The following is a 26,273-nucleotide window of genomic DNA, read 5'->3' on the forward strand; positions in this document are numbered from 1 at the left end:
TATGGCAATTAATCCCGTCAATCAATTGCAAGGTGTAAATAGAATTGAGTCTGAGCAGAAGTCGGTCGGTACTTCGCGAAGAACCCAAGAGGGAGTTTCCGGCGAAGGACTGACATTCTCGAAGCATCTCAATGATCGGATTAGCCGGCGCCATTTGGATATGGGACCGGAGAGATTAGCACGTTTGACAGATGCCGTAGACCGGGCTTCGGACAAAGGCGCCCGCGATTCGGTAGTACTGCTGGACAACCTTGCGCTGTTGGTGAATGTGCCAAGCCGGACGGTTGTGACAGCGATGGAAACGGAAAAAATGAAGCACGGTGTTTTCACCAACATCGATGCGGTGGTAGTTGGATAAATAAACAAAGAACCACAGGCCGGACCTCCATAGAGGAAGCCTGAATTCGGAGGTAAAGGATATATGTTAGCATCACTCTTCGCAGGTGTCGCAGGACTAAGAAACCATCAGGTTCGAATGAACGTGATCGGTAACAACATTTCGAACATCAACACGGTCGGATTCAAGTCTGGTCGTTCGGTGTTTCAAGAAGCGCTGGTCCAGACGCTGCGCGGCGCGGGGCGCCCGTCATCAGTATCAGGCGGTTCGAATCCAATCCAATTGGGTTTGGGCATGAACGTGGCATCAATTGACAATCTGTTCACCCAAGGTGGTCTTGAATTGACCGGCCAAATTTCGGATTTGGCGATTCAGGGTAACGGATTCTTCGTGCTATCAGACGGTAATCAGAAATTCTATACCCGCGCAGGCGCATTCGGATTTGACGCGAACAGCTTCCTGGTAAATCCGTCGAACGGACTTTATGTCCAAGGTAAAACGGCGGATGCGTCGGGGCAGATTCCTTCGACAGAGACAGTTAAGAATATTCAGCTTCCGTTCGGACAGCAGGATCCTGCCAAGGTTACGACGCGCGTTTCGTACGGCAATAACCTTGATGCGTCGGCGACGCGTTCAGAGGCGACGTTGACAGATAGCTTCTCGCCGACCAATGGTATCACGTTGGTTTCGGGCGTTGCCCGAAACGGCGCCGGCGGTACGCACATGATTACACTCACCGGCGACAATGCGACCTTTGCAACGCGTTCCGGAACGAATATCACCTCACCGGGAGCATTGACCGGAAATGAAACATTGACGTCCCTTGGTGTAACATCGCCCAGTCTTACTCTGACGGTCGACACTGGATCGCCAATCACGATCACCGGCTTGACTCTAAACACCACAGTGAACGAACTGAAAAACGCCATCGACATTATTGATGGTATCGACGCTTCGATTGTAGGCGGAGAAATACAGATCAAACGCACGATGGCAGGTGCTTCCTATACGGTAGCAACAAACGTTGCTGTTGCCGGAGACATCGCTAACCGAGTTTTTGGTCAGGCGGCGGCCGCGGCATTTACGGTTGTCAACGGTACAGATCATGACCTTGTCGCTGAAGATGAATTTACACCTTCAGTCGGCGGAAATTCAGTGACGACGTCGCTGGGCATTACGATCAGCGCTTCTACAGGACTTGCAACCGGAGTGACTGGACTTGGTGATGGCGGAGTGACGATTAGCTCTACTGATGATGGATTGAATGCCGGTGTAGCTTCGATTACGACGAAGGACACGGCAAAGGCCACGTCGCTGACAGTATTCGACTCTCTGGGCGGCACGCACACGTTGATGACGAATTTCATCAAGTCACATGAACCGAATAAGTGGTACTGGGAGTCGTCGCTGCAAGGCGGAGAAATCATCTCAGCAGGTGGATCGGGCACCGTTGAATTCAACGCGGATGGTTCGCTGTTGAGATGGGGCTTTGATGGCGGCGCAGACAAGTTGATTTTCGATCCGAATAACGGCGCCATGCTTGAAGAGATCGAGCTGTTTGCCGGTACATCGGGAGAATATGACGGTTTGACTGGATTCTCGGGAGTTGAGACAGTTGCCGCGATTAACCAAGATGGTTACGGCATGGGTATTCTTGATAAGATCTCGATTGACCCAACCGGAATGATCATCGGCATTTTCACGAACGGCGTTTCGCGAAACCTGGCACAGATTGCATTAGCGGACTTCAGCAATGAAGCCGGTTTGCTCAAGTCAGGCGAGTCGTTGTTCCAGACTTCGGCAAACTCGGGTGAAGGCATTGAAGGCATTGCCGGCGAGACAGTCTCGGCGACGATTTCCTCCGGCGCACTCGAATCAGCCAACGTCGATTTGGCGCAAGAATTCACGAACATGATTATCGCCCAGCGCGGGTTCCAGTCGAATGCACGTGTCATCACGACATCCGACAACATGCTGGACGATCTGGTCAACTTGAAGAGATAGTGAGTTGAGGCATTTATGATTAAAGTCACACGATTGAATGGTACGGCCATCGTTATCAATGCCGATCTCATTGAGTTCGTCGAAGAGATTCCGGACACCATTGTGAGCCTGACCACAGGCAAGAAGATAATGGTGAAGGAAAATTCGGAAGAGATAATTGACAGGGTCACGCGTTACAAGCGGTCAACGCTGGTTGGATTTCAATCAGTACCGATCCGGGAAGTATAGGAAGTAGTATATGCCGGATATCAAAGAGAAAACCGAAGTCGCCGAACAACCGGCAGCAGCAAAGAAGAGTCTGTTGCCACCAAACCTGGCAGCGATGCTGACAAAGGTGGCGATGTTCGGCCTGATCGGCGTAGTGGCAATATTTGGCGCATACATGCTGACTGCCAAAGTCCTTAAACCGATGATGGCGAAAGACACTGCGGTAGAACAGCCGGCTGAACCTGCTAAGGCGGAACCGGTCAAAGAGGAAAAGCACGAAGCAGCACCTCCGGCCCATGGCGGCGAAAGCAGCGGACACGGCGAAGCTGGCGCGGCTGGTTCGGGCAATTTCTTTACTGTCGAGGGTATTGTAGTCAATCCTGCCGAGACGCAGGGTACGCGGTATCTCTCGTGCAGTATCAGCTTTGAGCTGGCATCCGCAGAAGACAAGCAAGCTTTCGAAGACAAAGCGGTCAAAATCAAGGATCTATTGATAACAATTCTGTCGTCGAAGACAGTGGATGAGCTTGCGGATATCAAGGTTCGCAACGATATGCGACGCCAGATTCTGGTGGTGGTAAATCGATTTACAACGCCATCACAAGCGACGGCCGTGTATCTGACAGACTTTGTTTTGCAATAGGATAACGAGAAGGTAATTGCGAAGTGGCGAAGATACTTTCACAAGACGAAATTGATGCCCTGTTATCGACGGTGTCGACCTCGGACGAGGTTGATCCAAAGGTAGCGCGGCAAGATGATTCGATGCGCTCGGTGGTTGCTTATGATTTTAAGCATCCGAACCGCGTATCGAAGGATCAGATTCGCACGCTGGAAAACCTCCACGATAACTTCGCCGGACATCTTGGTTCCAGCCTATCGGCAATTCAGCGCGCCATGGTGGACATCGAATTGGTCAGTGTCGACCAGATTACCTACTCAGAACTTATCATGTCGTTGGTGAATCCTTCGAACGTGTTTACGATTACGCTGGAGCCGCTTGAAGGCAGATGTTTGATCGATTTTAATCCGACACTGGCGTTTCTGTTCATCGATCGCATGTTTGGCGGCGTTGGAAGAATCATGGAGACCGAGCGCGAATTGACCGGTATCGAAAAAGCGGTGCTGGCAAAGATCTCGCGCAATGTCTTCAAGGAGCTTGAGCGCACCTGGGCTTCAGTCGTGAAGATGCAAATTCGCCAGAACTCGTTCGAAACGAATCCGCAGTTTGTGCAGATCGTTCCGCCCGGCGAGACGGTGATCGTAATCGGATTTCAAATCAAGATGCTCGGCAACTCCGGGCTTTTAACGATTTGTTATCCCTACGTTACGCTCGAACCGATCATGAAGGACTTAGTCGGTAACACCTGGGCTGACCAGTCGAAGAAGGGGGACATCGATCAAAATCGCATCCTCAACTCGACGAATTTGCAAGAAGTGAAGGCGGAAATGACAGCGCAGCTTGGAACGGCAACTCTGACAGTGCGTGATTTCATTGCACTTAAGGTTGGCGATGTGATCCAGCTTGACCAGCGTATCGAAGAGCCGCTGGAGATTTATGTACGAGGAAGAAAGAAGTTTTATGCTCGCCCCGGCATTGTCGGACGGAAGACAGGATTTCAGCTTACCGGACACGCCGAGGAATAGGAGACGATAAATGGCAGATGAGATCACACCGAATACGCCGCAGGACGACGATTCGATTTTAGGCGGACCACCGCCGAGCGGAGGCAGTGCCGGCACACCAATCAAGGCGACTCCGCAATCGATACCGGCGGACCAGCTGTCGGCGTCGGCATCGGTAGATGACGAAGTCGAGGCGGCGATGTTGGCGGAACTGGCGAGGGTCGAGGCTGAAGATGCCACGCGCTTAGGTGCGATGGGCATGCCGACGGTACAGCCGGTTGAATTTGACAAATTTCAGCGTGTCCAATCTACCGGACAAGCACAGAACATTGACATTCTATTGGACGTCAAACTTCCGGTCGCCATCGAGCTTGGCCGAACCGAAATGAGTATCCGCGACATATTGGAATTAGGCGCGGGCTCAGTCGTGGAATTGACCAAGCTTGCCGGCGAGCCGGTGGATTTATTGGTAAACAACAAAATAGTAGCGAGAGGTGAAGTCGTCGTCGTTGACGAGAATTTTGGATTGCGGGTCACAAGTTTGATCTCGCCCGAAGACAGACTCAAGAGTTTATAACATGAAATGGACTATATTCAGCATCGGATCGCTGATTCAGTTCTGCAGTGTCAAATTGTTTGCTCAGGAAGAGCAAGTCCCAGACTTCGCCAGTGAAATGGGTCCAACCCTGCTTCAATTGGCCGGAGCACTGCTGCTGATCATAATCATCATCTACGCCTCGGTTTGGGTGATGAAGCGTTACTCTACCGGAAAGTCGCCGGTTGCCGGCGAACTCATCAAGATCGTCGAAAGACGACATCTCACTCCCAAGCAAGCAATCTATGTAATCAAGGTTGGGGAGAAGCACGTACTTCTCGGCGCGACTGAAGCAGGCATCAACAAGCTATGTGATGTCGAAATTGCTCCGCCGCCGCCCGTTAAACTTGGCGAAACCGCGCGCAGTTCCACCAAGTTCGGGCAGTTTCTCAAACAAGCCAAAGAGTCGTTGATGCCGCGCACTGCGATTGAGCAGAAGGGTGCGGAGGTATGAGACTCTCATGGCGCATAATTGCGATCATCGCGCTGCTCTTGGCAATGGGCACTGCGGAACTTATGGCACAGTCGATGCCGCAGGTATCGATTTCTATAGGCGGACAAACGACCGACGGCAAAGGGTTATCGACGACACTACAGATAGTGCTGTTGTTGACGGTATTGGCGCTTGCGCCTTCGATTCTCGTGATGACGACCTCGTTCATTCGAATTGTGATTGTCATGTCGTTTCTCAGGCAGGCGCTGGGGACAAACCAGTTGCCGCCATCGCAGCTAATCATGGGGATTTCACTGGTGATGACGGTTTTCGTCATGACACCGGTGGCGACACAGATCAATAACAATGCGCTTCAGCCATATCTCAAGGGCGAGATATCTCAAACGGAGTTCTTCGAAACGGGCGTGAAGCCGCTGCGCGAGTTCATGCTCAAGCAGACGCGCGAGAAAGATCTGGCGCTGTTTGTGAAGTATGCTGGATTGGAAAAGCCGGCGACGCGCGACGACATACCAACTCACGTTGTCGTGCCGGGATTTATTCTTTCAGAGCTGAGAACTTCGTTCCAGATAGCTTTCGTGATTTTCATACCGTTTCTGGTTATCGATATGGTTGTAGCATCGGTGTTGATGTCGATGGGCATGATGATGCTGCCTCCAATTCTGGTGGCGCTGCCATTTAAGATACTGCTGTTCGTCATGGTTGACGGCTGGTATCTGATCGTCAAGTCGCTGCTGGAGAGCTTCAAGATCGCAGGAGGATAGGTGACTTCACAATATGTAATAGCACTAGGCAAGGAAGCGATCATGCTGACGCTGATGGTGTCGGCACCGATGCTGATCCTTGGATTGATAGTAGGTTTGGCGATTGCAATCTTTCAAGCGGTGACTCAGATTCACGAGATGACGCTGACCTTTGTGCCGAAGATCGTGGCTGTGGGTCTGGCGTTGTTGATCTGCTTTCCCTGGATCATCAACATGTTAGTGGGGTTCACTACCAGGTTATTCACTTCGATTCCGACACTAGTGGGCTGAAATCTTTTCCTCGAGGGGAAGAAAAATACTCCTTTGACAGGCCCGGGACAGACTCGGACCTGTCTGCAACTGTCTTTCCGGTAACAAGTTAGAACTGCGTTCCTCTTCGGCACAGGCCTTGCTAAAGGTAGTGCGAAGAGGAGAAATCTAACTCGTGCAGACAGAAGCGATATTCGGACTTACACTTGACAACATAGTCGTCTTTCTGCTGTCGACCTTCCGGGTCGGCGGGTTGTTTGTCGCTGCTCCCGTTTTTGGCCAGACCACAGTTCCCGTACAGGTAAAGATCATGCTGACGTTGATGTTCGGCTATTTCCTGTTCCCGTTGGTCGGAACCCAAACTTTCCAACTCGATCCGGGTCTGTTGCCGTTGGTGATGCTTGGCGCCAAAGAGTTCATGTTTGGCTTGATCATCGGATTCTTGTTTCAGCTCATTTTCCTCGGTGTTCAGTTTGGCGGCGGTGTGCTCGGTTATCAGATCGGCTACGCGATGGTGAACGTGATTGACCCATCGACATCGGAAAGCGTGCCGATTATCGGTCAACTGAAGCTGATCATTTCGACATTGATATTTTTCATCATAGACGGCCACCACGTGATCATACAGGCGCTGTTTGAGTCATACAAAGTCGTGCCGATAGGGCATGTGTCATTCAACCCGCTGGCTATGGATGCTGTTATGCATGCAACGGCGGCGGTGTTTATCGTCGGCGTCAAGATAGCGGCGCCAGTATTGGTGACGCTGTTCATCACAGACATCTGTCTGGGCATTGTTGCTCGCACGATGCCGCAGATGAACATCCTCATTGTCGGCTTCCAGGTTAAGATCGGCGTGGGACTGTTCATGCTGGCTCTGGGGCTGCCGTTCTTCCACTTCATGTTCACCAAAGTTTTTAATCAGATGAGTATCGAAGCCTTCTCGATTACGAAAGGTTTCGCAGGATAGGTCATGGCAGACGAATCGTTCCAGGAACGGACAGAAGAACCTACTTCCAAACGGATAAAGGAAGCGCGGGAAAAAGGGCAGGTTGCCCGATCGACCGAACTGAGCTCCGTTGTGATCATGATCGCATCGGCGGCTTCGTTGCTTGCGCTGGGACCGTTAATGTCCTCGACCAGCCGCGACATGCTAACTTGGATACTTACTAATGCTACGACCTTTGATTTGACGGCTGCCACTGCACCGGCATTTATGCTGCAAATCACGATCCTCTTCGTGAAGATCTGCGCACCGATTGTCATTGTGATGGTGGTGATTGCGTTCGGTGTTTCGTATGTGCAAGTCGGCAATGTGATCTCGACGCAAGCACTAGAACCGAAATTTGAGAAGCTCAATTTTATCTCGGGGCTGAAAAAGTTGGTAAGCGTGAAGTCGATGGTGACTGCGCTGCGCGATATCATCAAGCTGACGATTATCACAGTCATTGCCTACTACGCCATCAAGAAAGAAGTCCCGAACATGATCGGGTTTACTGACATGGATGTAGCGGGAATAGCTTCTGCGATGACGGCCATTACTCTCAAGATATCATTCAAGATACTGCTGGCTCTGGCCGTGATCGCTATTCTGGATTATGTCTATCAGAAGTGGGATTACACCAAGGGTCTGCGGATGTCGATTCAGGACATCAAGGAAGAACTGAAGCAGACCGAAGGTAATCCACAGATCAAGGGCCGCATTCGGGCAATTCAGCGCGAGCAAGCACGCAAGCGAATGATGCAGGATGTGCCAAAGGCGGATGTTGTAATTACCAACCCGACGCACATTGCCGTTGCGCTCAAGTACGATACAGATGTGATGGCGGCGCCGACGGTCCTCGCAAAAGGCGAGCGGTTGATTGCCGAGGCGATCAAGAAGATTGCCTACGAATCAGGTGTTCCGGTCGTGGAGAATAAGCCGCTGGCGCGCGCGTTGTTCAAGTCGGTGGAAGTCGGTATGCAGATTCCAGGCGACCTGTACAAGGCAGTCGCTGAGGTATTGGCGTACGTCTACAGTCTTAACGGCAAGAGCAAGAGGAGAGCTTGATGAAAAGCTTCAGCTCATACTCTGATGTGATTCTCGCTGTTGCTGTCGTCGGAATCATTGGTGTTTTGATTATTCCGGTGCCAACCGGATTTCTTGATCTGCTATTAGCAGCAAATATCTCGCTGTCACTCGTGATTCTGCTTTCAACACTCTATTTGAAGCGCCCGCTGGAATTCTCGGTGTTTCCGGGATTGTTGCTGGTCGTCACATTGTTCCGTCTTTCATTGAACGTTGCTTCGACAAGACTGATTCTTGGCGAAGGCTATGCCGGCGCGGTGATTGACTCGTTCGGTAACTTCGTGGTAAAGGGCAACTACGTCGTCGGGTTCATCATCTTCATCATCTTAGTAGTGATTCAGTTTGTGGTCATTACAAAAGGCGCAGGACGAATCAGCGAAGTCGCAGCAAGATTTACTTTGGATGCAATGCCCGGAAAGCAGATGGCGATCGATGCCGATCTCAATGCCGGTTTGATAAATGACGATGATGCGCGCCGTCGGCGCTCTGAAATCACGAAGGAAGCAGACTTTTATGGAGCAATGGACGGCGCGTCGAAATTTGTTCGAGGCGATGCGGTAGCCGGTATTCTGATCACGTTGATCAACGTGATCGGCGGATTCATCATCGGTATGGCGCAGGAAGGTCTGCCGCTAACGGAAGCTTTGCGGCGTTACACATTGCTGTCGATTGGCGACGGCCTCGTCACTCAGATTCCGGCGCTAATCGTGGCGACGGCTTCGGGTATTCTGGTAACGCGCGCTGCCGGCGATTCCAATCTTGGTTCGGAAATGACCAAGCAGATGACACTTCAGCCGAAAGCGCTGGCAGTAGCATCGGCAATCGTATTCCTGCTCGGCATCGTTCCGGGCATGCCATTCTGGCCATTCAGCATATTCTCGATACTGGTCGGAGTTACGGCATATATGACATCACAGGCGATGAAGACCAAAGAAATTGCGGACGCCACCGGCGAAGTTCGCATTGAACCGGAAGAGCACAAGACTCCGACACAGCAAGCCGAAGAATCGCTTCATCTCGACACTCTGGAACTGGAGATTGGCTACGGACTGATTCCGTTGGTAGATGTACAGCAGGGCGGCGATTTGTTGGAGCGCATTTCCACTATCCGCAGGCAACTCGCGCAGGAACTTGGAGTCATAGTTCCGCCGATCCGAATCCGCGACAATGTCCAACTGAAACCGAATCTCTATGAAGTGAAACTAAAGGGCAACAGTATCGCCCGTTTTGAATTGATGGTCGACCACTTGCTGGCGATTAACCCAGGCTATCTCGATGACGATATCGACGGCTTCGCCGCCAAAGAACCAGCATTCGGAATGAGCGCAAAGTGGATCATCCAGAACTTCAAAGAACTGGCTGAGATGAAGGGCTACACCGTTGTCGAGCCTGCCGCGGTTATGGCGACACACATTACGGAATTGATCAAGATCCATGCAGCCGAAATCTTCACGCGTCAGGATGTCAAGAATCTTGTCGATCGCGTCAAGAAAGATACACCGGCAGCAGTGGAAGATGTAGTCGGCGACATCGTGCCGATTTCGACCTTGGAAAAGGTGCTGCAGAATCTCCTCTCAGAGCGAATCAGCATGCGCGACATAGTGACAATTCTGGAATCACTGGCGGAGTACTCGCAGCAAACCAAGGACGCGGATGTATTGACCGAGTATGTGCGTATGGCACTGCGCCGGACGATTACTCATACCTATGCCGGGACTGACGGGACGATGAGTGTCTTCACGCTGGAACCGCGCACTGAAAAATTCTTATCTGACAATGTACAGGCGACGAAGCAAGGGCTAATGCTGGTGATCCAACCGGCGAACGGCGAACTGCTGACGCAGAGAATTGCCAAAGCCTCCGAGCGGATGAGCCGCGAAGGCAACACGCCGCTATTGTTGGTCAGTCCAAATGTGCGGATGGCGCTACACCGATATCTGCAGGGTGCCATTCCGAATCTCGTGGTAGTCTCCTATTCGGAGATTCTCCCTCAAGTTGAAGTTTTCTCAAAGGAAGCAGTGAGCATATACGATGCTAATTAAGAATTTTCAAGCCAATACGATTCAGGACGCGCTTGATCTGGTCCGCAGGGAATTCGGCAAAGAAGCCGTGATTCTCAAGACAGATGTTGTCCGGAACAACGGTTCGAGACTCTTCAGTGTTACAGCGGCTCGCGACTATGACGCCAAGCAAGTGTCAAGTGCAACGATGGCGCCGGAGACTTCGCCAGTTACTCCACCAAGGACGCCTGCAACAGGCACAGCACGACTTGAGTCGGCACTGCTGGATGTTGTGATTCCCGAACTACTGACTGGTGAAGTCAAGCAACTGTTTCTTTCGATGCGCTGTCATGACGTTGAATCGCAATTGGCACTCGATATCTGCCGGCAGCTTCAGCGGCAATCGACAACGAGTCGGGAGAGCCTGGCAAAGATCATGACCGCAATCGCACCGCAATCGATTGGATTGCCGGAAAACAGTTCGAACATCGTGTTTGTCGGGCCGTGCGGTTCCGGCAAGAGTTCGATGCTGGCGAAGCTCGCTACCGAGTTCGTGTTCCATCGCAAGCAGAAGGTGACACTGCAGACACTCGACAACTTCCGTCCGGGTGCAGAAGAAGAAATCACAAATCTGACTGAGATACTTGACCTGGTAGTGGAGACGAACGGTCACAAATCAAAACCGCGACCGATTTCTCATCACTTGATCGACACTACCGGAGTAGTGCTTGGTGATCACAGCGGCCGCGAGTTGCTTGAAAGCGAACTCTCGAATATCCACAATCGCTTTACAGTCCTTGTGCTGGCACTTACGACCGGATGGACGAATATCAGACATTACATCGAATTCGCCCGGCCGTTAGGAATTGACGCTGTCGCATTGACGCAGCTTGACGCAACAGATAGTTGCGGCACGGTACTGAATCTTGCTGTCGGCGATTATCCGCCGTTGTTGTGCTTGAGTGATTCACGGTTACCGAACGCAGTGATATACGACTTCAATGTCGAAGTCTGCCTTGACAAGCTGATCGGAGGCGAGAGTGTCGAATAACGGCAAGCGTCCGAACAGTCGCGCATTCTGTGCCACAGTTTGTTCGGGAAAAGGCGGAGTTGGAAAATCGACAGTCGCGATCCTGCTGGCTTCGCGGTTGGCGGACGCCGGTTACCGGACGCTGTTAATCGATGCCGACTGCGGCTTGGGAGATTTGGCAACACTTACCAATTCAATCGTGAAGCGCGGCTTTGAGTCTATCCTCGCTGGTACGGCAACGTTGGAAGAAGCAACAGTGAAGATCGGGCCACGTCTATGGCTCATTGGAACAGAGGCCGGCTCCAAACTGACAGGGCAGAACAGCGAGTTGGCTGGGCTTGAGAACTGCCTCCAGATTGACACGCTGTTTGACGTCGTCATTATCGACACACCGTCGTCACTTGATCCACTGATTCTCAATCTGATTGCTTTGAGCGATCTGAGCATCAGTGTCACCACACCGCATATCCCTGCGATTGCAGATTCCTACATACAGATTAAGCAGGCAAGTGAAGTCACCGATAAGGGGCAGGCGGCATTTGTTGTCAACAAAGCTGACTCGGAAATAGAGGGCGATCAATCGGCCGCCAAGTTCAGCGAGCTGGTGGAGAAGTTCCTCACCAGAAGCATGTTGGCGCTCGGCTACCTCGAATACAATCCGCTGATACAGAAATGCTCGGAAAGCCAGTCACTTACGACGATTCCGGCGGAACTCGACGGGGCTGTTAAAAAATTGGACAGAATGGTTAAGACGTTGTGTGAACAACACATAGAGAAGGCAAGACGCGGATCATCATTATGGGTGCGGTTGGGAGAGGCGATGGCGCTAAAACGCGTTGTCGGCTTTGACGATACGCAAGTGATGGTTCATAACTAAACGTAAGATCGAAAAAAATGGATTTCTACTTCGATATAATCAGGAAAGGCGTGAAGAGCTTATGAACGTTGCAGATGCATGGAAGGACTACCGCAGCACGGGAAACCCGGAGATCCGGCAACAATTGCTGTCGCATTATCTGCCGCTTGTCCGAAACGTCGCGGGACGCCTCGCGATGGGATTTCCGAAAACTGTGGAGCTGCCGGATTTGGTGAATACCGGCGTCATCGGACTGATCGAAGCATTTGCGAATTTTGATCCGACACGCGGAATCAAATTCGAAACCTATGCTGTGCCGCGAATTCGCGGAGCCATCCTTGACGAATTGCGCAGTCTGGATTGGGTGCCGCGTTCAACGCGCGCAAAGTCGCGTGAGCTTGACCGCGCACATCATGAGCTGGAAGGCAGACTGGGCCGCAAACCGTCGCATCGCGAGCTGGCAAAGTACATGAATGTCACAATCGACGAGTTCGGCGCCACGTTGTCGGATGTCAGTGGAGCAACACTGCTGTCGCTCGATGAGATGATCTATCGCGAAGAAGACAATCGCCAGATTCCACGCATTGAAACCGTTGAAGGACCGGCGGAGTTTTCGGTGCTGGGCGAGATCGAAGAAATGGAACTGCGGGCTTATCTCGGCGTAGCGGTCGCGAATCTGACCGAACAGGAACGCCTGGTGATAGCCCTTTACTATTACGAAGAACTAACACTTAAGGAAATCGGCGAAGTGATGACGATTTCCGAATCGCGGGTTTCGCAGATTCATACGAAGGCAGTTATGAAGCTGCGGAATTTGGTTCGCGAGAAATTTGCAATGTAGGCAGGTGATGCGATGTGGTAAAGCCGATAGCCTTCGCTGACAATCTGGCGAAAACGCCGTTAGCCGAGCGGGTCAACCAACTTCAGAAGACGGCACCCGATACGGACCAGCGGCAGGCAGCCCAGATTGCCGAAGCGCAGCGAGTGCAGAAGCACCGCGAGGCTCAACCAACGGAAAAGACCGATGAGGCGATCATTCATCGGGACAAGCAGCACGCGCAGCAAGAGCACAAAGAAAAGAAGCAAGAGAAGGACACAGACAAAGATAAGAAGAACGGTCTGGATGTGACCGGCTGACATAGGAGTCAAGTATGGATACATGGAATGTGGCACGAATGATATTGGACAGCACCTTCGCGATTGCAATCGTGAGTTTTGTCGCAGTCTTCTTTTACCGGCGGGAAAAGAGAATCCGGTCGCTCATCGCGCAGTACGTGATGAAGGCAGCCGATCAACCGACGCCGATGACGGCACGCGAGTCTCAGCGCGAGCAGGTATACGAACCGCAGGTAAATCATCGTCCGGTCATGCCACGCAACAGCAAGCCGGATTTGGTAGCGCAGTACGAATCGCAGCGCAATTTCGCACCGGCGCCGCAGCCGGCACCAGCAGCCAGAAAAGCGAGCAGGGCGGAGAAGTATCTCGAAGCCGTACGCATGTACCGGCAAGGGAGTCGGCGAGAAGATATAGAAAAGAGTCTCGGCATTTCGTTCATGGAATTGGAACTGCTGGGTCAACTGAAGTAGAAACGCGGAAGATTAAGGAGAAAGTAGGCACATATGGCCATGGAATCACCGTTTTTTCTGACCAAGGTTGAATGCCCGGTCTGCAAAACGATCAATGAATTCGAAAACATCAAAGTCGGCGCTTTCATAGAAGAAGACCACGACACGGATTTCTGTCCGATTGGCCGTCAATGGCGCAATCCGAAGTACGAAGTATACAATCCATTGCTCTTCTTCATGGCGACCTGCGAAAATTGTCTCTATACGAGAGAGTTCAATCAGGCATTCAAGGACTGGAAGAACGACAGCGCATTCCGCAGTTATCGACTCAAGCCGATGCAATCGCGTCACCTTGAGGCGCTGGCAGTTGACGGTTCTGTGCTCAAGATGTTGGGACAGGCACGCGATGCACAGCTCAACCCGTTTGCAACTGCAGTCACGAAATTCCTTTTGGGCATATACGACGAGCTATTGCTCGAACATCCGCGCAAACTGGACCTGGGGAGATTCTATCTGCGAATCGCCTGGCTCTACCGCGAAAATTACGGGCAAGCGCCTGTTGCCGCGCCGGATGATCCGTCGCATTTCGCTTACGATATAGAAAAGGCTTACGCGAAGCTGAAGCAAGCGCGCGACTTCTTTACGCTCAACGTTAACACGATTTCACAGTTAGTTGATGAAGCTTTCACTAAGAACGGCCAGGCTGCCTCGGCGAATTCGGAATTCCTGACAGTCAAAGAAAACTTCACGTCGGAGCTTTCCCGCATCAGTGAGCTTCAGGCGGCACTCAACAGCGCGATTGGCGACATGGCGAGTGCAGTCGAGAAGAACTCGCGGCTTCGCCTTGATTCAGCGCCGCAGTCGGAACGCGGCACGGTGGCATACGGCGGGTTCGCATCATTTGAAGAGTTCATCCGCGAAGTCAAGTCACGCTGGGAATATGCGCCGGTAAGCGAGCAGGAAGCACTGTTGTACGCGATTGAATTCTACAAGAGCGCTCTCGAAGATGGTCACGAGATCCAGCAGGGCAATCAGCAAATTCAGGCGACGTACTTAATCGCCGAGCTTTCGCGCCGTATTGGCCGCAATACGGAAGCGAAGCTCTACTTCAACAACACGATCAAAGCCGGGCAGCAGTTTGTTTTCGACAATCGCGGCGATCAAACACGTACTGCGCTGGCGCGCAAGATCATTGATCTCGCCGTGGCGCAGGGCAAGAGTAACCTTGAGGCCAGCAAAGGCAATTGATCGTGGAACGTACGAGAGAACACGTTGTGACAGTCGGGGGAATGCTCGAACTGTGGGACAAGCTGGAACTGGTGTTTGAAGAGCGGGGGAAGACGGGAAAGTACCGTACCCGTTTGGAGGATGTCACCGATAAGCACCTGGTTATCAATCGTCCGAATTTGATTTCGGGGGATGCTTTGTTTACCGAAGGTGCCGACTTTACGGCATTCTTCTACAAACCGGATTCGGCTTACACATTCAGCGGGAACATAATCGGCAAGAATCCTGACGGTCACGATACTTACTTGATTCCGAAACCACGCACAATCGAACGCAACCAGAGGCGGCGCTACTATCGAATCGCAGTTGAACTACCGGCGGTTCTTATTCCAGCAGACGAATTGCTCGCGGGCAAGATACCGGACCAGGAGTTGAAGGAATTCGAGGCACAGTGCCTCAATCTTTCAGGCAATGGCGCGCTATTTCACACTCGATTCGAAACGGAGATCTCCACCAAGCTCTTCGTGAAGATGCGAGTCGCCGAATTGGGCCGCGAGATCAGTGTGCTCGGCGTGGTTCGCCGAAGCGAAGTCGCGGAAGAAGGCTGGTACAGATATGGCGTGGAGATTTTCACGCTTGAGGAACAGCAAATGTTGTTGTCCAACAGCCAGCTTCAGCGGGTACCGAAACGATTTCAATCGTTTACAGAAATTCAACGCACAGCAATCCTAAACTACATTTTTGCACAACAAGTAGCCCTCAAAAAACGAGGGCTGATTTAATCAGACAGGAGAAGACAATGAGCAGACAAGAGTCACACACAAAGGACGAGAATTTCGTCATCAAGCAGCCACTACAACTCTACAAAGAGCGCAAGCGCCGTTTCGTGCGGTTGGAAATCGCGGCGCCGGTAACATACGGTGTATTGAACATCGATCGCCCGCTGGATGAAGCTCTGCAAAACCAACACAACGGCACGATGCTGAATCTTTCCGGCGGCGGAGTACTGATGGTGGTCGACCAGAACATTACTGAAGGCACGTACCTAACGATGAGCTTCGAACTGGCCGGAAGCGACCTGATTACTGGAATCGCCGGCAAAGTAAAGCGAATCGATGACGATGGTGAAGGCGGATATCTGGTTGGAATCGAATTCTGTTCCGAGACAGAGCTGAACTCAGTGTTCGGCAACGCCAACATCGGCAGCGTGATTTCGAGCTTTGACAATAAGGTAAAGCGGTTCTTGCTCAAGTACATCTTTGCCCGCAAGGTGCAAGAGCGCATGGAGCAGACCCCGGATGAAGAATAGTCGATTCATAGCGCTGCTGTTCAGTTTAGCGATCCTGGCAACTTCGGCGGTTTGTTTTGCACAGGCTGAGAAGTCGGTTATCGTGGTTGTCAATACTGCTGAATCGAGTTGGCCCGACCAAAGTTTTGCCAAGCGTCTGAATACGTTAATGGCAGAGCAAAGTGGCGTGGAGCTTGCCGAGCCAGAAGACTCCGATGAATTGAAGAGAGCAAGCAACGGCTTGTTCAACAAACAGCAGGCAATAGACCATGGTGTTGCCGGCGAACATCGATATGTCTTGTGGTGCGATGTCAGGCGCGAAGAAATGCGTATCGAGAAGGGATTCACCTTACCGTTCTTTGCCAAACAGCGACGAGTGACCGCATATATGGATATCGAATATCGAATCGTCGATTGCCAGCGCGGCCGACTCATGGTGAGCGAGAAGCTAAAAGTGAAGGAACACGGGCCTTCATCAATGCAGTATCTCGATTACACCGACGCTGATCCGAGCCTGTACCTGTCCTACGCTGAACGCAAGGAGATATTCGACAAGCTTGAACAAGAAGCAGCCGACAAATTGACGGAAGTTATTGGCGAGTTGGCGCGGCAAAGATAGTTGATATGGAGGAGCAACTGTCGGACACAATTCGAAGCGCCGTACTTGAGCCTTCGCATCTGGTGTTCGACAATCTCCCCCTGGCGGCATTTGCCGGGGACGCAAAGGGGCAAATCGTTTACACCAATCCGGCTTTTCACCGGCTAATTGACCCGGAACATTACTCCCACGACCTGTGCACGAAACTTGAAGATCTGGAATCGCTGTTTGACACCAACTTGAAGCGGCATTGGCAGGAGATCTTCGCGGGGTGCAATGTAACGCAGATCGAGCCTTTTACTTTTACGAACCGTCGCGGACGCATCTACTATTTGTCAATGTCGTTGTCACGGTCTCGAGTCGAGGAAGTGACCGGCATTATTTATGATCTGACTGAATCCAGCGAGGCGACCGCTAAAGTAGAACGACATTTGCGAGAGCTGAAAATTATCGAGGAGATCTCCCGCGCGCTTCATTCGACGATGCGTTCTGAAGAGATTCTGCGAATCATTCTTGCCGCTGCAACCTGTAAGGAAGGGCTCGGGTTTAATCGGGCGTTCTTGTTCCTACGCGATCAGAAAAGCAATCTCATGGCAGGAAAGATGGCGATTGGTCCCTCGACTCCGGATGAGGCGGGACGAATCTGGGCAGGTATGAATGCGGGCCACAGGTCGCTTTCCGATGTATTGCAGTGCTATCTCAGCAATGTCGACCAATACGACATCGAGGTAAATCACATTGTCAGATCGATGAAGTTTGATCCTGCCAATGAACCACTGATTAATGAGGTCATTGAGACCGGCCATTGGATCAATATTGACAGCGAAAAGCGATTTCGAGAGGCAAGCGAATCAGGGGCATTAAGGCGGCTACATATTTCGTGGTGTTCGATTGTGCCGGTACTGTCAAAAGGGCAAAGCATCGGTGTGATTGTCGCAGACAATTTGATCACAGGAAGACCAATTGAGGACAGCGCGGTAAGGTTGCTTCAAGTGTTTGCCTCACACGCATCGACAGCAATCGAGCATGCCCAGCTCTTTGAGGAAGTTGAGCGTAAGGCTCATTCGCTGGAAGAAGCACAGAAGACGATTGAACGGGTGCAACAGCAGATTAACGCAATCGAACGAATTTCGCTGGCATCAGAGATTTCGCACAAAATATCGCACGAACTACGAAACCCGCTGACAATCATTGGTGGATTTGCCGCACTGCTAAAAAGCAAGCTTGATCCTGCCGATAAACTAAGTGAGCACGCTCAAATCATCGTTGAGGAAACAGCACGACTTGAAAATGCGATGACTGAAGTCCTCAATTTCTCCAAATCATTCGCATTGGAGAAAGAGACGGTGGATTTGAACGAGATAGGTCGAATCGCAGTTGAGGTCTTTGTCCGTCAACATGAATCGCGAGCATTGAGCCTGGCCCAAGTTTCGGATTCGCGACACTTTGTCTGTGTGAACAAGGATCAGGCGGTCCAGTCGCTTTACGACATTCTCGAGCACATCGATTCGGCGCTACCTGCATCGGCACGCCTGAGTATTCGACCCGACGCAGTGGAAAGCAGACACCGATTGGTAATATGGATTGAGTGCGAGAAGTGTGAAGAGGAAGAGACTCGCAACGCTCTCTCGGAGGCATTTGACTCGGAATTGCAGGGGTCGTCACTGCGAATGACTTTGGCTTTTGAAACGATTCGATATAACGGCGGCGAGCCGGGAATTGAGATCGGCGACGATGGGCACGCTTGTGTCTTTATCGCCTATCCGGTACTGGAGGTACTTCATGTCTAAGACAGTAATGTGCGTCGATGACGAAATCAATCTTCTCAAGTTATACGAGCAGGTATTGACGGATGAGGGATATCAGGTCTGGGCCGCTCGCACAATCAAGGAAGCAAGGGAACTAATGGGATCTTTCCCGATCGATCTGGTGGTTTGGGACATCAAGATGGAGAAGGAAAACGGTCTGGACCTGCTCGAAGAGATCAAACGGAGCCGCCCGGAAGTGCCGGTAATTCTCAATTCGGCTTTCAGTACCTACAAGTCAGATTTCAAGAGCTGGCTGGCGAACGAATATCTTGTTAAGAACAGCGATTTCGGCGAACTCAAGACCAAGATTGGAAAACTTCTGGATGAATAAGACCGAGTCGGCCGTCAGTTTCTCGCAACTAATAGAGCACGTCACTCTGTTGGTTGACGAGATCAAGCTGGTCAATTTGAATCTCACCATTGCCAATGCAAGACTTCGACTGACAGATAATGCTTTTCAGGCAGTCGGCGGGAGTTTCCGGCAATTGATTGATACGACAACAGAGACTCAAGAGGCGGCAGAGATTGTGCTAAAGCGAGCCCGAGGCGAAGATCTCAACGACGAAGAGCGGGAATTCATGAAACGCGAGTTGGATCAGAATCTCGAAAAGATACAGCGCGCTGCTGAAAACATCATCCAGACAGTTGTGGCAATCAAGAAGGGGCAACGAGTTAATCGTGAGGGATGACAATAGGAAAGGACGTGGGATTCAGTGCGACTAATCACCATTTTGACTGACATCGGCGGACCGGTTGCTCTGCACAATATTCTTTCGGAACTGCCTCGAGATTTTGGTACGCCAATATTGGTGATCCAACCTGCAGGTCAGGTGCTGGCGGAATCCGCAACAGCTGCGCTTCGGCACACGACTGAATTGCGAATCTCCAAGATTCATGATGGGGAAGAGCTAAAGGCGGGATCTGTCTATTTTGTCGAGTCAGGGCAATCATATATGCCGGATTCCGACCGGAGTCTGTTGAAGCTTGTCTCCGCGTCGAAAGACGGGCATAGCCAAGCATCCAATATGCTGAGTGCGTTGGCCCGGCTTTTGGGCTCAGAAATGACGGTGGTGTTTCTATCAGGTCGCGGAGATAGCAAAGTTATCAAGCATGTATGTTCCGCTCTGGAACAGTGTGGATGCCGGGTGTTGGTATTGGATAAGAAAGAAAGCGTTGTCGACGAGTTAGGGCGATGTGCGCTCAAGTTCGCACCTTCGGCTCATGAAATGACCGGCGCCAAGATCGTCGCGACAATATCGGCGGGAACTTCGATTCTACCAACTCAACGAAATGCGACCAAAAGTACCTCGGAATAGTGGATAGGTTTCTTAACCTGCCGATAAGTTATAAAGATGTCAGTATAGGGAGAGTACCATAATGGAAGACTTCGATCCGATAAAAGTTCTGGTTGTAGATGATGAAGAAGTCATGAGAAGTCTCATGACGAAGATTTTGGAGAAGGCGGGCTACAAAGTCATTACTGCAAGCGGCGGTTTCGGCGCTCGTGAGATACTGGCAGAGCAGCCGATTGATCTTGTGCTTTCTGACGTGAAGATGCCGGACATGAACGGATTCGAATTGCTTAAAGAGATCAAGGCAAATTATCCCCACATTGCAGTCATAATGATGACAGCTTACGCGGATTCTTACACGATTAAGGACGCGCTTATTTACGGAGCAGACGAGTATATCACCAAACCCTTCAAGCACTATGAAGTAACCGTCGTAATGGAACGTGCATACTGGCGCAGTCAAGCAGGGCGCAGCCAGGCACCAAAGCAGAGTCCTTAATAGGAGCAACAGTGGCCAGCGATATCAAGCATCTCAAGACACCGAAAGGGATTTTGTTAACTGTCACGAATGAAGGTACCGTGGCGAACCTTCAGATTGTGGCGGCTGAGCTTGAAGAGGCAACTCCTGATCTAGACAAAATCAAGCAATTGCTGAAAGAGAATGATGTCGTTTTCGGAGTTAACGAAGATTCCATTACCAATGCTCTGAGCAATACCGAGAATACTGAGCCGACGGTCATCGCACAGGGAATTCCAGTGCAGGCCGGTAATGATGCGACAATTGAGTTACTGTTTGAGGTACAGTCTTCGGCAGAGCCGAGCGTTGATGACCGCGGAAGAATTGACTACAAGAATCTCCATTTCATACAGAATGCACGTGCAGGGCAAATCTTAGCAAGAAAGACACCGGCAACTGCAGGGACGCCGGGAAAATCGGTCTTTGGGACTCCGGTTGCGGCCAAGCCAGGACGTGATCGCCAACTGGGCAAAGGCACAAACACCGAAATCAGCAGTGATGGACTTGAGTTGTCTGCAACCATCGACGGAACGATTGCCTACAAGTTCAATACTGTGGCAATTCACCCTAATGAGAATATTCCAGCTTCGGTAGATACTAAGACCGGCAATATCGACTGCGTGGGCTCTTTGAAAATCGGCAAGGACATCTCCTCGGACTTCACTGTGATCGCAGGTCACAATATTGAAGTGAGTGGAAACGTCGCTGACGCTATAGTACAAGCTGGCGGCAGTGTTATGATCCACGGCGGTTATTTCGGAGCAGGAAAAGGCAAACTAATCGCAGGTGCGGATGTCACGGCCAAGTATGTGGAAAATCAGAAGATTCGTGCCGGCGGCAGTGTGATGATCGGCGGCGAGGCGCTCAACGCTGACATATATGCCGATGATGCGGTATATGTGCAGGGCAAACCGGGAAGTATCATCGGCGGAAGTGTTGCCGCAAAGAATCTGGTTCGCGCTGTTCAGATCGGCAATGAAGCATCGGTGCCGACGCATATTCATGTCGCATATGATATGAAGACTGTAGACCGCCTCCGCGAAGTTGGTCATGAACTTGAGCGACTTCACGCGGATGAGAAACGGATCAAAGATGCGATGGTATTCCTGTACAAGCTTGAGATGAATGGTAAGCTTCCAGCGGACAAGAAAGAAGCGCTGGATCAGTTCAAGGTGTTTATCAAGGATATGCCGAATCTCATTGGCGAGCTGAAACAAGAGCAGGAGCAACTACGCGCGAAACTTCAGTTGATGACTGAAGCGCGAATTGTTGTTGAGGGCAAGGCTTACGCGGGTAGCGTTCTGCATTTTGGCGGCATCTACAAAGAGCTGATGGATGACGAAAAGGGTCCGATCGTGTTCGAAAAAGCGGGCGACACAATTATTAAGGTGCCTTTAGACGGCAATTATGAGCGTGTTCTTGAAGAGGAAAAGAAGAAACGCAAGCGCGAACAACCGCAGGAAAGCGAATCTCCCGAAGGTCAACAGGTCCAAGAACAGCCTGCAGTGGCAGTCAAAGTTTAGTCCCACTTAACAGTTCATTTAACCTCCTATCTACTGATTCCGTTGCGATTTAAGACGGCTTGAGAGTTGCGTATGCGGCCACGACCAAGAAATCCCTTGCAATGGGGCGATATTGGGCGTAGGTTTTGCTTTATTCGCTGCGGGTGTAGTTCAGCGGTAGAACGTCAGCTTCCCAAGCTGAATGTCGAGGGTTCAACTCCCTTCACCCGCTATTTTCTATGTCTTTAACGAATTGAGTTATGGCGCTACCAGTAGTCGCAATTATCGGACGTCCGAATGTCGGCAAATCGACATTCTTCAATCGCATCATAAAAGATCGTCTAGCCATCACGGATGATCAGCCTGGTGTAACAAGAGACCGGCTCTATCGAACAATGGAGTGGACCGGCAGATTCTTTGTCGCCGTGGACACCGGCGGTTTCTTACCGCGTTCGCACGAACTTTTTGATCAACGAGTACGCGAACAGGCTGAGATTGCTATTCAGGAGGCCGATCTTGTGTTGTTCATGGTGGACAGCAAGGTAGGCCCAATGGAAATCGACAAAGAGATTGCGAAGATGTTGCTGAAGATGAAGCAGCCGACTTTGCTGATAGCCAACAAATCAGACAATGAGACGCTTCAATTGGAAGCGAATGCATTCTACTCATTGGGATTGGGCGAGCCGTTTCCCGTTTCTTCGACCGATGGATTTAATGTGGGCAATGTCCTTGACGAGATTGTGGCGAGATTGCCCGATGTCAGCGAGGAGAAAGAGTTTCGACCCGACGCGATTCGTGTGGCGGTAATCGGGCGGCCCAATGTCGGCAAGTCGTCGCTCGTGAATAAGATGCTCGGAGATGCTCGGCTCATCGTGACCGATATCGCGGGGACTACGCGCGATTCGGTTGATACGTTTCTTGAGTACAGCGGGCAGGATTTTGTCATGATCGACACCGCCGGACTGCGCCGACAAGCGAGAGTCAAGGATAATCTGGAGATGTATACCGCGCTGCGGTCAATACGTACGCTTCAGAGGGCAGATGTGGCGCTGGTATTGGTTGAAGCACCGAATGGAATCACTGGCCAGGATATCAAGATAATCGAGCAGGCTGAAGAAGCACGCAAGGCGATAGTGATCGTTGTCAATAAATGGGATTTGGTCGAGAAGGATACCTATACGGTCGATCATTTTACCCGCACCTTCCACGAGAAGGCACGAACGATGAGTTATATCCCGTTGGTCTTTGTTTCGGCATTGACCGGGCAACGAGTCACGAAAGTGCTTGATAAGGTAATCGAAGTATATAATGATCGGCAGAAGCGGATTCCGACAGCGGAGTTGAACAATTTCCTTGAGGCCGCCGTGGAAGAAAGACATCCACCTGCGCATCGCGGAGTTCACATAAAGTTCTATTATGTGACACAGACTGAGATTTCGCCGCCGACATTTGTGTTTTTTGCCAATTATCCGGAGCAAATCGATATCACATATATCCGCTATTTGGAGAATCGACTGCGAGAGCGTTTTGGCTTTGTAGGCAATGCGCTGCGCATGAAATTCAATCCCCGTTCGACCCGACCCGATATGGAATGAATTGAAGTCGTTGACAAGACTTCACAAAGTTTTATGCTCGTGTAGTAAACTTTGCGAGCATACCGAGAGTATATTGGAGACAAGAATTCGGGTTGGCGCCTGTATGTTTGCAGGCAGGTGTTTTGTGAATCTGTTGAAAGGAATCTGACCATGAGAAAGATGATAGCCGCCATCTTCGCCGTTGTGCTACTCAGCGCGGCTCCTTCGCAAGCATTGATGATCGGTCAAATGCGCAGCGCCGAGACGTCAGGATGGGGAAGTCTTAATCTGACGACCGGTATCGGCATCTTTGACAATGTAAAACACATATTCGGGACCGTACGCTACGGGATAGCTTCACAAGTGGATATTTCTGGATCGTTGGCTTTGCTTGACCATGAGGCTAACGACGACGCATCGCTGTTATTGAACGCGGATGTACAGTATCAATTTATGCAGTCTAAGTTGGGATATTCGTTTGATATGGCTGCTGGAGCGGTGTTTGAGTACTTCTCGATGGGCTACGGAAATGTCGATGCTTCGACGTGGACGATTGGATTGAATTACATCGTGAGTAAGCCGGTTAAACTCGAAAACGGGTTTGCGTTTACGCCTTACGGACGATTAAATGTTCGTTCCGATAATTACAGTGCTGAGACCGAGGTAGTTGAATTGGGTGTTCCGGGAACGACTTCGAGACTGTCGAAGTTGCTTAACTCACAAGCGACAGTATCGAGTGATGAATCGGATTTCAATATCGGAGTGAATTTGGGTTCGGTGTTTCCGATCTCCAGCAAGATCAGTTTGACCGGTGAAGTCCAGATTGATGATGAAGTCGGATTTCTCGGCGGCATTACGTTTTTCATGTGGTAGACCAGACAACTAACGAATGAATATGATAGACGCCATCATCCTTGGAGCTGTGCAAGGCGCCACCGAGTTCCTGCCGGTTTCTTCCAAAACACATCTGATTATTGGGCAGAAATTGCTCGGCATTGATGAGCCGAGCATTTTTCTTGAAGTCGCTTTGCATATAGGTACACTGCTTTCGGTGCTAATCTATTATCGAAAAGATGTCATCAAGTTGTTGTCATCATTCTTTGGGTATATTTTCGGGCACAAGCGACAGGCGAATGAAACGAGTTTCCGACTGGGGCTGTACATCATAATCGGGTCGATTCCAGCGGCGATTGCGGGGTTATTGTTCAAGGATTGGATTGAAATGCAATTCGATTCGACAACACTTGGCGGTTACCTACTTTTGGTGACGGCAGCGGTGCTGATCTCGACACATTTCATAAAGAGGAAGCGCCAGCCAATAAAGATGACCAATTCGTTTGTCGTGGGGATTGCTCAAGCGTGTGCTCTGTTGCCCGGTATTTCGCGATCAGGTTCAACAATCTCGGCTGCGCTTTATCAGGGGATTGAACCGGCACAAGCCGCGAGATTCTCATTTCTGTTGTCGTTGCCGGCAGTTGGTGGAGCGGTGTTGTTAAAGGCTGTCGATCTTTTGAAGGAACCCACAGTCGTAACTGACTTGGCAAGTTTCGGGGTGGGAATCGCAGTCTCGTTTATAGTCGGACTTTTGGCAATTTACTGGCTGCTGAAATCGCTGGCAGGCAGCAAGTTCTATATGTTTGGATTCTACTGCGCAATTGTCGGGGTATTGACTATAATATTCCTGTAAATGCGGCATATCCTGATCATCCGTTTTGGCTCCTTAGGCGACATTGTACTAACGGAGCCGATAGTTCGACAACTGCGCAAGGCCTTCCCGGATTCTCAGATACACTACCTAACTAAATCGCGATTTGGTGAATTACTGTCGATGTTTGACGGCGTTGATCGAGTTCACCTTTGGGATTCGGAAGCAACAGAGTCCAAACTTGTCTCTGAATTGCGTAAAGTTGGTTTTGATCGGACTATCGACCTTCACAACAACATTCGGAGTGCGAAGATTCGTTCGTCGCTCGGTGCAAAGTGGGTTTCGACGCGCAAGGAGTGGCTCAAGCGATTCGCGAGTGTACGGATAAAGTGGTTGCATACCAAACCGAACCATGCGATAGAACGATATGGTAGAGCGCTGGAGTCGCTTGGGATAAGCACGAACCTTGATTTACCGAGGCTCATTGTTGGGGCAGAATTCCGAATGAAATGGGCTGAATTCAAAGTGGCAGGTAACATCCCCGAGGACTACTTCGTCATCGCTGCTGGCGCGGCACATGACACGAAACAAGCGCCCGGTGAACTATGGGACCAAGTCGCCAGGTTGATAGCTGATGAAAATGGTTTGAGGGCACTTCTGGTCGGGGCGCCGAACGAGAAGGCGTCAATGGAAGAACTGAAAGCCAAGCTCGGCCAGAACTGCGCTGGAGTTCTTTGCGAAGAAAGCATCGGATTGTCCGCAGCGGCGCTCGAAAGGGCGCGATTTGTTCTTTCGAATGACTCAGGTTCTGCGCATCTTGCGGCAGCGTTAGGGAAACCGACACTCGCGTTGTTTGGGCCAACGCATCCGATACTCGGATTTGCACCGCGTGGAGCGAGGGCAGGATTCTATTCAGTGAATGAATATTGTTCGCCGTGCAGTTTGCATGGGAAACGACACTGTCATCGCGAGCAGAGATATTGTTTCACCAAAATGGAGGCGAGGAAAATAGTAGAGCAGATCAAGGAATTGATCAGCAAGGATGTTGATGTACAATGAGCGAGCGGGCGATT

31 protein-coding genes and 1 tRNA gene are annotated in these 26,273 nt (G+C 50.9%); all 32 read left to right on the plus strand.

Features of this window, described 5'->3' with window-relative positions; translation table 11 throughout:
* The first annotated feature begins 1 nt into the window (after nt 1).
* The 32 genes from IPH59_03875 (at nt 2) to IPH59_04030 (ending at nt 26,259) form a co-directional block, all read left to right on the plus strand.
* The gene (locus IPH59_03875; GenBank protein MBK7090850.1) at nt 2–358 is read left to right on the plus strand and encodes a flagellar biosynthesis protein; all 357 of its coding nucleotides are present in this window, start codon (nt 2–4) and stop codon (nt 356–358) included.
* A gap of 63 nt (nt 359–421) precedes the next feature.
* A complete protein-coding gene (locus IPH59_03880) occupies nt 422–2,341 on the plus strand; it encodes a flagellar hook-basal body complex protein (GenBank protein ID MBK7090851.1) in 1,920 nt (639 codons plus the stop codon).
* Nucleotides 2,342–2,356: 15 nt separating this feature from the next.
* Entirely contained in the window at nt 2,357–2,569 is a 213-nt protein-coding gene (locus IPH59_03885; GenBank protein MBK7090852.1) for a flagellar FlbD family protein, read from the plus strand.
* Nucleotides 2,570–2,579: 10 nt separating this feature from the next.
* The gene (locus tag IPH59_03890; protein ID MBK7090853.1) at nt 2,580–3,191 is read left to right on the plus strand and encodes a flagellar basal body-associated FliL family protein; all 612 of its coding nucleotides are present in this window, start codon (nt 2,580–2,582) and stop codon (nt 3,189–3,191) included.
* 23 nt (nt 3,192–3,214) lie between these two features.
* On the plus strand, nt 3,215–4,195 hold the full coding sequence (gene fliM / locus IPH59_03895; GenBank protein MBK7090854.1) for a flagellar motor switch protein FliM: 981 nt from the start codon (nt 3,215–3,217) through the stop codon (nt 4,193–4,195).
* Nucleotides 4,196–4,205: 10 nt separating this feature from the next.
* The gene (gene fliN, locus IPH59_03900; protein MBK7090855.1) at nt 4,206–4,751 is read left to right on the plus strand and encodes a flagellar motor switch protein FliN; all 546 of its coding nucleotides are present in this window, start codon (nt 4,206–4,208) and stop codon (nt 4,749–4,751) included.
* Nucleotide 4,752: 1 nt separating this feature from the next.
* Nucleotides 4,753–5,223, plus strand: coding sequence for a flagellar biosynthetic protein FliO (gene fliO / locus IPH59_03905; GenBank protein ID MBK7090856.1), 471 nt, complete (start codon nt 4,753–4,755; stop codon nt 5,221–5,223).
* Nucleotides 5,220–5,984, plus strand: a complete 765-nt coding sequence (gene fliP / locus IPH59_03910) for a flagellar type III secretion system pore protein FliP (GenBank protein MBK7090857.1) — start codon at nt 5,220–5,222, stop codon at nt 5,982–5,984. Before fliO ends, fliP begins: the two co-directional genes overlap by 4 nt.
* Complete coding sequence (gene fliQ, locus IPH59_03915) at nt 5,985–6,254, plus strand: flagellar biosynthesis protein FliQ (GenBank protein MBK7090858.1); 270 nt, start codon at nt 5,985–5,987, stop codon at nt 6,252–6,254.
* 154 nt (nt 6,255–6,408) lie between these two features.
* Nucleotides 6,409–7,200: a flagellar type III secretion system protein FliR gene (gene fliR / locus IPH59_03920; protein MBK7090859.1), complete on the plus strand. Its 792-nt coding sequence runs from the start codon at nt 6,409–6,411 to the stop codon at nt 7,198–7,200.
* Nucleotides 7,201–7,203: 3 nt separating this feature from the next.
* Nucleotides 7,204–8,280 (plus strand): flagellar biosynthesis protein FlhB, encoded by a 1,077-nt coding sequence (gene flhB / locus IPH59_03925; GenBank protein ID MBK7090860.1) that lies wholly within the window; start codon nt 7,204–7,206, stop codon nt 8,278–8,280.
* Nucleotides 8,280–10,340 carry a flagellar biosynthesis protein FlhA gene (gene flhA, locus IPH59_03930; protein MBK7090861.1) on the plus strand — a complete coding sequence of 687 codons (2,061 nt, stop codon included), beginning with the start codon at nt 8,280–8,282 and terminating at the stop codon, nt 10,338–10,340. Before flhB ends, flhA begins: the two co-directional genes overlap by 1 nt.
* Nucleotides 10,330–11,349: a hypothetical protein gene (locus IPH59_03935; GenBank protein MBK7090862.1), complete on the plus strand. Its 1,020-nt coding sequence runs from the start codon at nt 10,330–10,332 to the stop codon at nt 11,347–11,349. The genes flhA and IPH59_03935 overlap by 11 nt, the downstream gene beginning before the upstream one ends.
* A complete protein-coding gene (locus IPH59_03940) occupies nt 11,339–12,205 on the plus strand; it encodes an AAA family ATPase (protein ID MBK7090863.1) in 867 nt (288 codons plus the stop codon). Before IPH59_03935 ends, IPH59_03940 begins: the two co-directional genes overlap by 11 nt.
* Nucleotides 12,206–12,266: 61 nt before the next feature.
* Nucleotides 12,267–13,025 carry a FliA/WhiG family RNA polymerase sigma factor gene (locus IPH59_03945; protein ID MBK7090864.1) on the plus strand — a complete coding sequence of 253 codons (759 nt, stop codon included), beginning with the start codon at nt 12,267–12,269 and terminating at the stop codon, nt 13,023–13,025.
* A gap of 14 nt (nt 13,026–13,039) precedes the next feature.
* A complete protein-coding gene (locus IPH59_03950) occupies nt 13,040–13,321 on the plus strand; it encodes a hypothetical protein (protein ID MBK7090865.1) in 282 nt (93 codons plus the stop codon).
* Nucleotides 13,322–13,335: 14 nt separating this feature from the next.
* Nucleotides 13,336–13,770 carry a hypothetical protein gene (locus IPH59_03955; protein ID MBK7090866.1) on the plus strand — a complete coding sequence of 145 codons (435 nt, stop codon included), beginning with the start codon at nt 13,336–13,338 and terminating at the stop codon, nt 13,768–13,770.
* A 33-nt stretch (nt 13,771–13,803) separates the two neighbouring features.
* Complete coding sequence (locus IPH59_03960; GenBank protein ID MBK7090867.1) at nt 13,804–14,997, plus strand: DUF2225 domain-containing protein; 1,194 nt, start codon at nt 13,804–13,806, stop codon at nt 14,995–14,997.
* Nucleotides 14,998–14,999: 2 nt separating this feature from the next.
* Nucleotides 15,000–15,758, plus strand: coding sequence for a PilZ domain-containing protein (locus IPH59_03965; GenBank protein ID MBK7090868.1), 759 nt, complete (start codon nt 15,000–15,002; stop codon nt 15,756–15,758).
* Between the two features lie 17 nt (nt 15,759–15,775).
* Nucleotides 15,776–16,285 carry a PilZ domain-containing protein gene (locus IPH59_03970; GenBank protein ID MBK7090869.1) on the plus strand — a complete coding sequence of 170 codons (510 nt, stop codon included), beginning with the start codon at nt 15,776–15,778 and terminating at the stop codon, nt 16,283–16,285.
* On the plus strand, nt 16,275–16,883 hold the full coding sequence (locus IPH59_03975; GenBank protein ID MBK7090870.1) for a hypothetical protein: 609 nt from the start codon (nt 16,275–16,277) through the stop codon (nt 16,881–16,883). Before IPH59_03970 ends, IPH59_03975 begins: the two co-directional genes overlap by 11 nt.
* Nucleotides 16,884–16,888: 5 nt before the next feature.
* Nucleotides 16,889–18,652: a GAF domain-containing protein gene (locus IPH59_03980; GenBank protein ID MBK7090871.1), complete on the plus strand. Its 1,764-nt coding sequence runs from the start codon at nt 16,889–16,891 to the stop codon at nt 18,650–18,652.
* Nucleotides 18,645–19,001: a response regulator gene (locus IPH59_03985; GenBank protein ID MBK7090872.1), complete on the plus strand. Its 357-nt coding sequence runs from the start codon at nt 18,645–18,647 to the stop codon at nt 18,999–19,001. Before IPH59_03980 ends, IPH59_03985 begins: the two co-directional genes overlap by 8 nt.
* The gene (locus tag IPH59_03990; GenBank protein MBK7090873.1) at nt 18,994–19,359 is read left to right on the plus strand and encodes a hypothetical protein; all 366 of its coding nucleotides are present in this window, start codon (nt 18,994–18,996) and stop codon (nt 19,357–19,359) included. Before IPH59_03985 ends, IPH59_03990 begins: the two co-directional genes overlap by 8 nt.
* 24 nt (nt 19,360–19,383) lie before the next feature.
* A complete protein-coding gene (locus IPH59_03995; GenBank protein ID MBK7090874.1) occupies nt 19,384–19,986 on the plus strand; it encodes a hypothetical protein in 603 nt (200 codons plus the stop codon).
* A 61-nt stretch (nt 19,987–20,047) separates the two neighbouring features.
* Nucleotides 20,048–20,461: a response regulator gene (locus IPH59_04000; protein MBK7090875.1), complete on the plus strand. Its 414-nt coding sequence runs from the start codon at nt 20,048–20,050 to the stop codon at nt 20,459–20,461.
* Between the two features lie 11 nt (nt 20,462–20,472).
* A complete protein-coding gene (locus tag IPH59_04005; GenBank protein MBK7090876.1) occupies nt 20,473–22,002 on the plus strand; it encodes a DUF342 domain-containing protein in 1,530 nt (509 codons plus the stop codon).
* A 139-nt stretch (nt 22,003–22,141) separates the two neighbouring features.
* Nucleotides 22,142–22,213, plus strand: a tRNA-Gly gene (locus tag IPH59_04010).
* Between the two features lie 28 nt (nt 22,214–22,241).
* On the plus strand, nt 22,242–23,576 hold the full coding sequence (gene der / locus IPH59_04015; GenBank protein ID MBK7090877.1) for a ribosome biogenesis GTPase Der: 1,335 nt from the start codon (nt 22,242–22,244) through the stop codon (nt 23,574–23,576).
* A 150-nt stretch (nt 23,577–23,726) separates the two neighbouring features.
* Nucleotides 23,727–24,428 carry a hypothetical protein gene (locus IPH59_04020; protein MBK7090878.1) on the plus strand — a complete coding sequence of 234 codons (702 nt, stop codon included), beginning with the start codon at nt 23,727–23,729 and terminating at the stop codon, nt 24,426–24,428.
* Between the two features lie 16 nt (nt 24,429–24,444).
* Entirely contained in the window at nt 24,445–25,242 is a 798-nt protein-coding gene (locus tag IPH59_04025; GenBank protein ID MBK7090879.1) for an undecaprenyl-diphosphate phosphatase, read from the plus strand.
* 141 nt (nt 25,243–25,383) lie between these two features.
* Nucleotides 25,384–26,259 carry a glycosyltransferase family 9 protein gene (locus IPH59_04030; GenBank protein MBK7090880.1) on the plus strand — a complete coding sequence of 292 codons (876 nt, stop codon included), beginning with the start codon at nt 25,384–25,386 and terminating at the stop codon, nt 26,257–26,259.
* Nucleotides 26,260–26,273 lie beyond the last annotated feature (14 nt).

This window comes from bacterium, from assembly GCA_016708315.1.
Lineage (GTDB): Bacteria > Zixibacteria > MSB-5A5 > CAIYYT01 > CAIYYT01 > JADJGC01.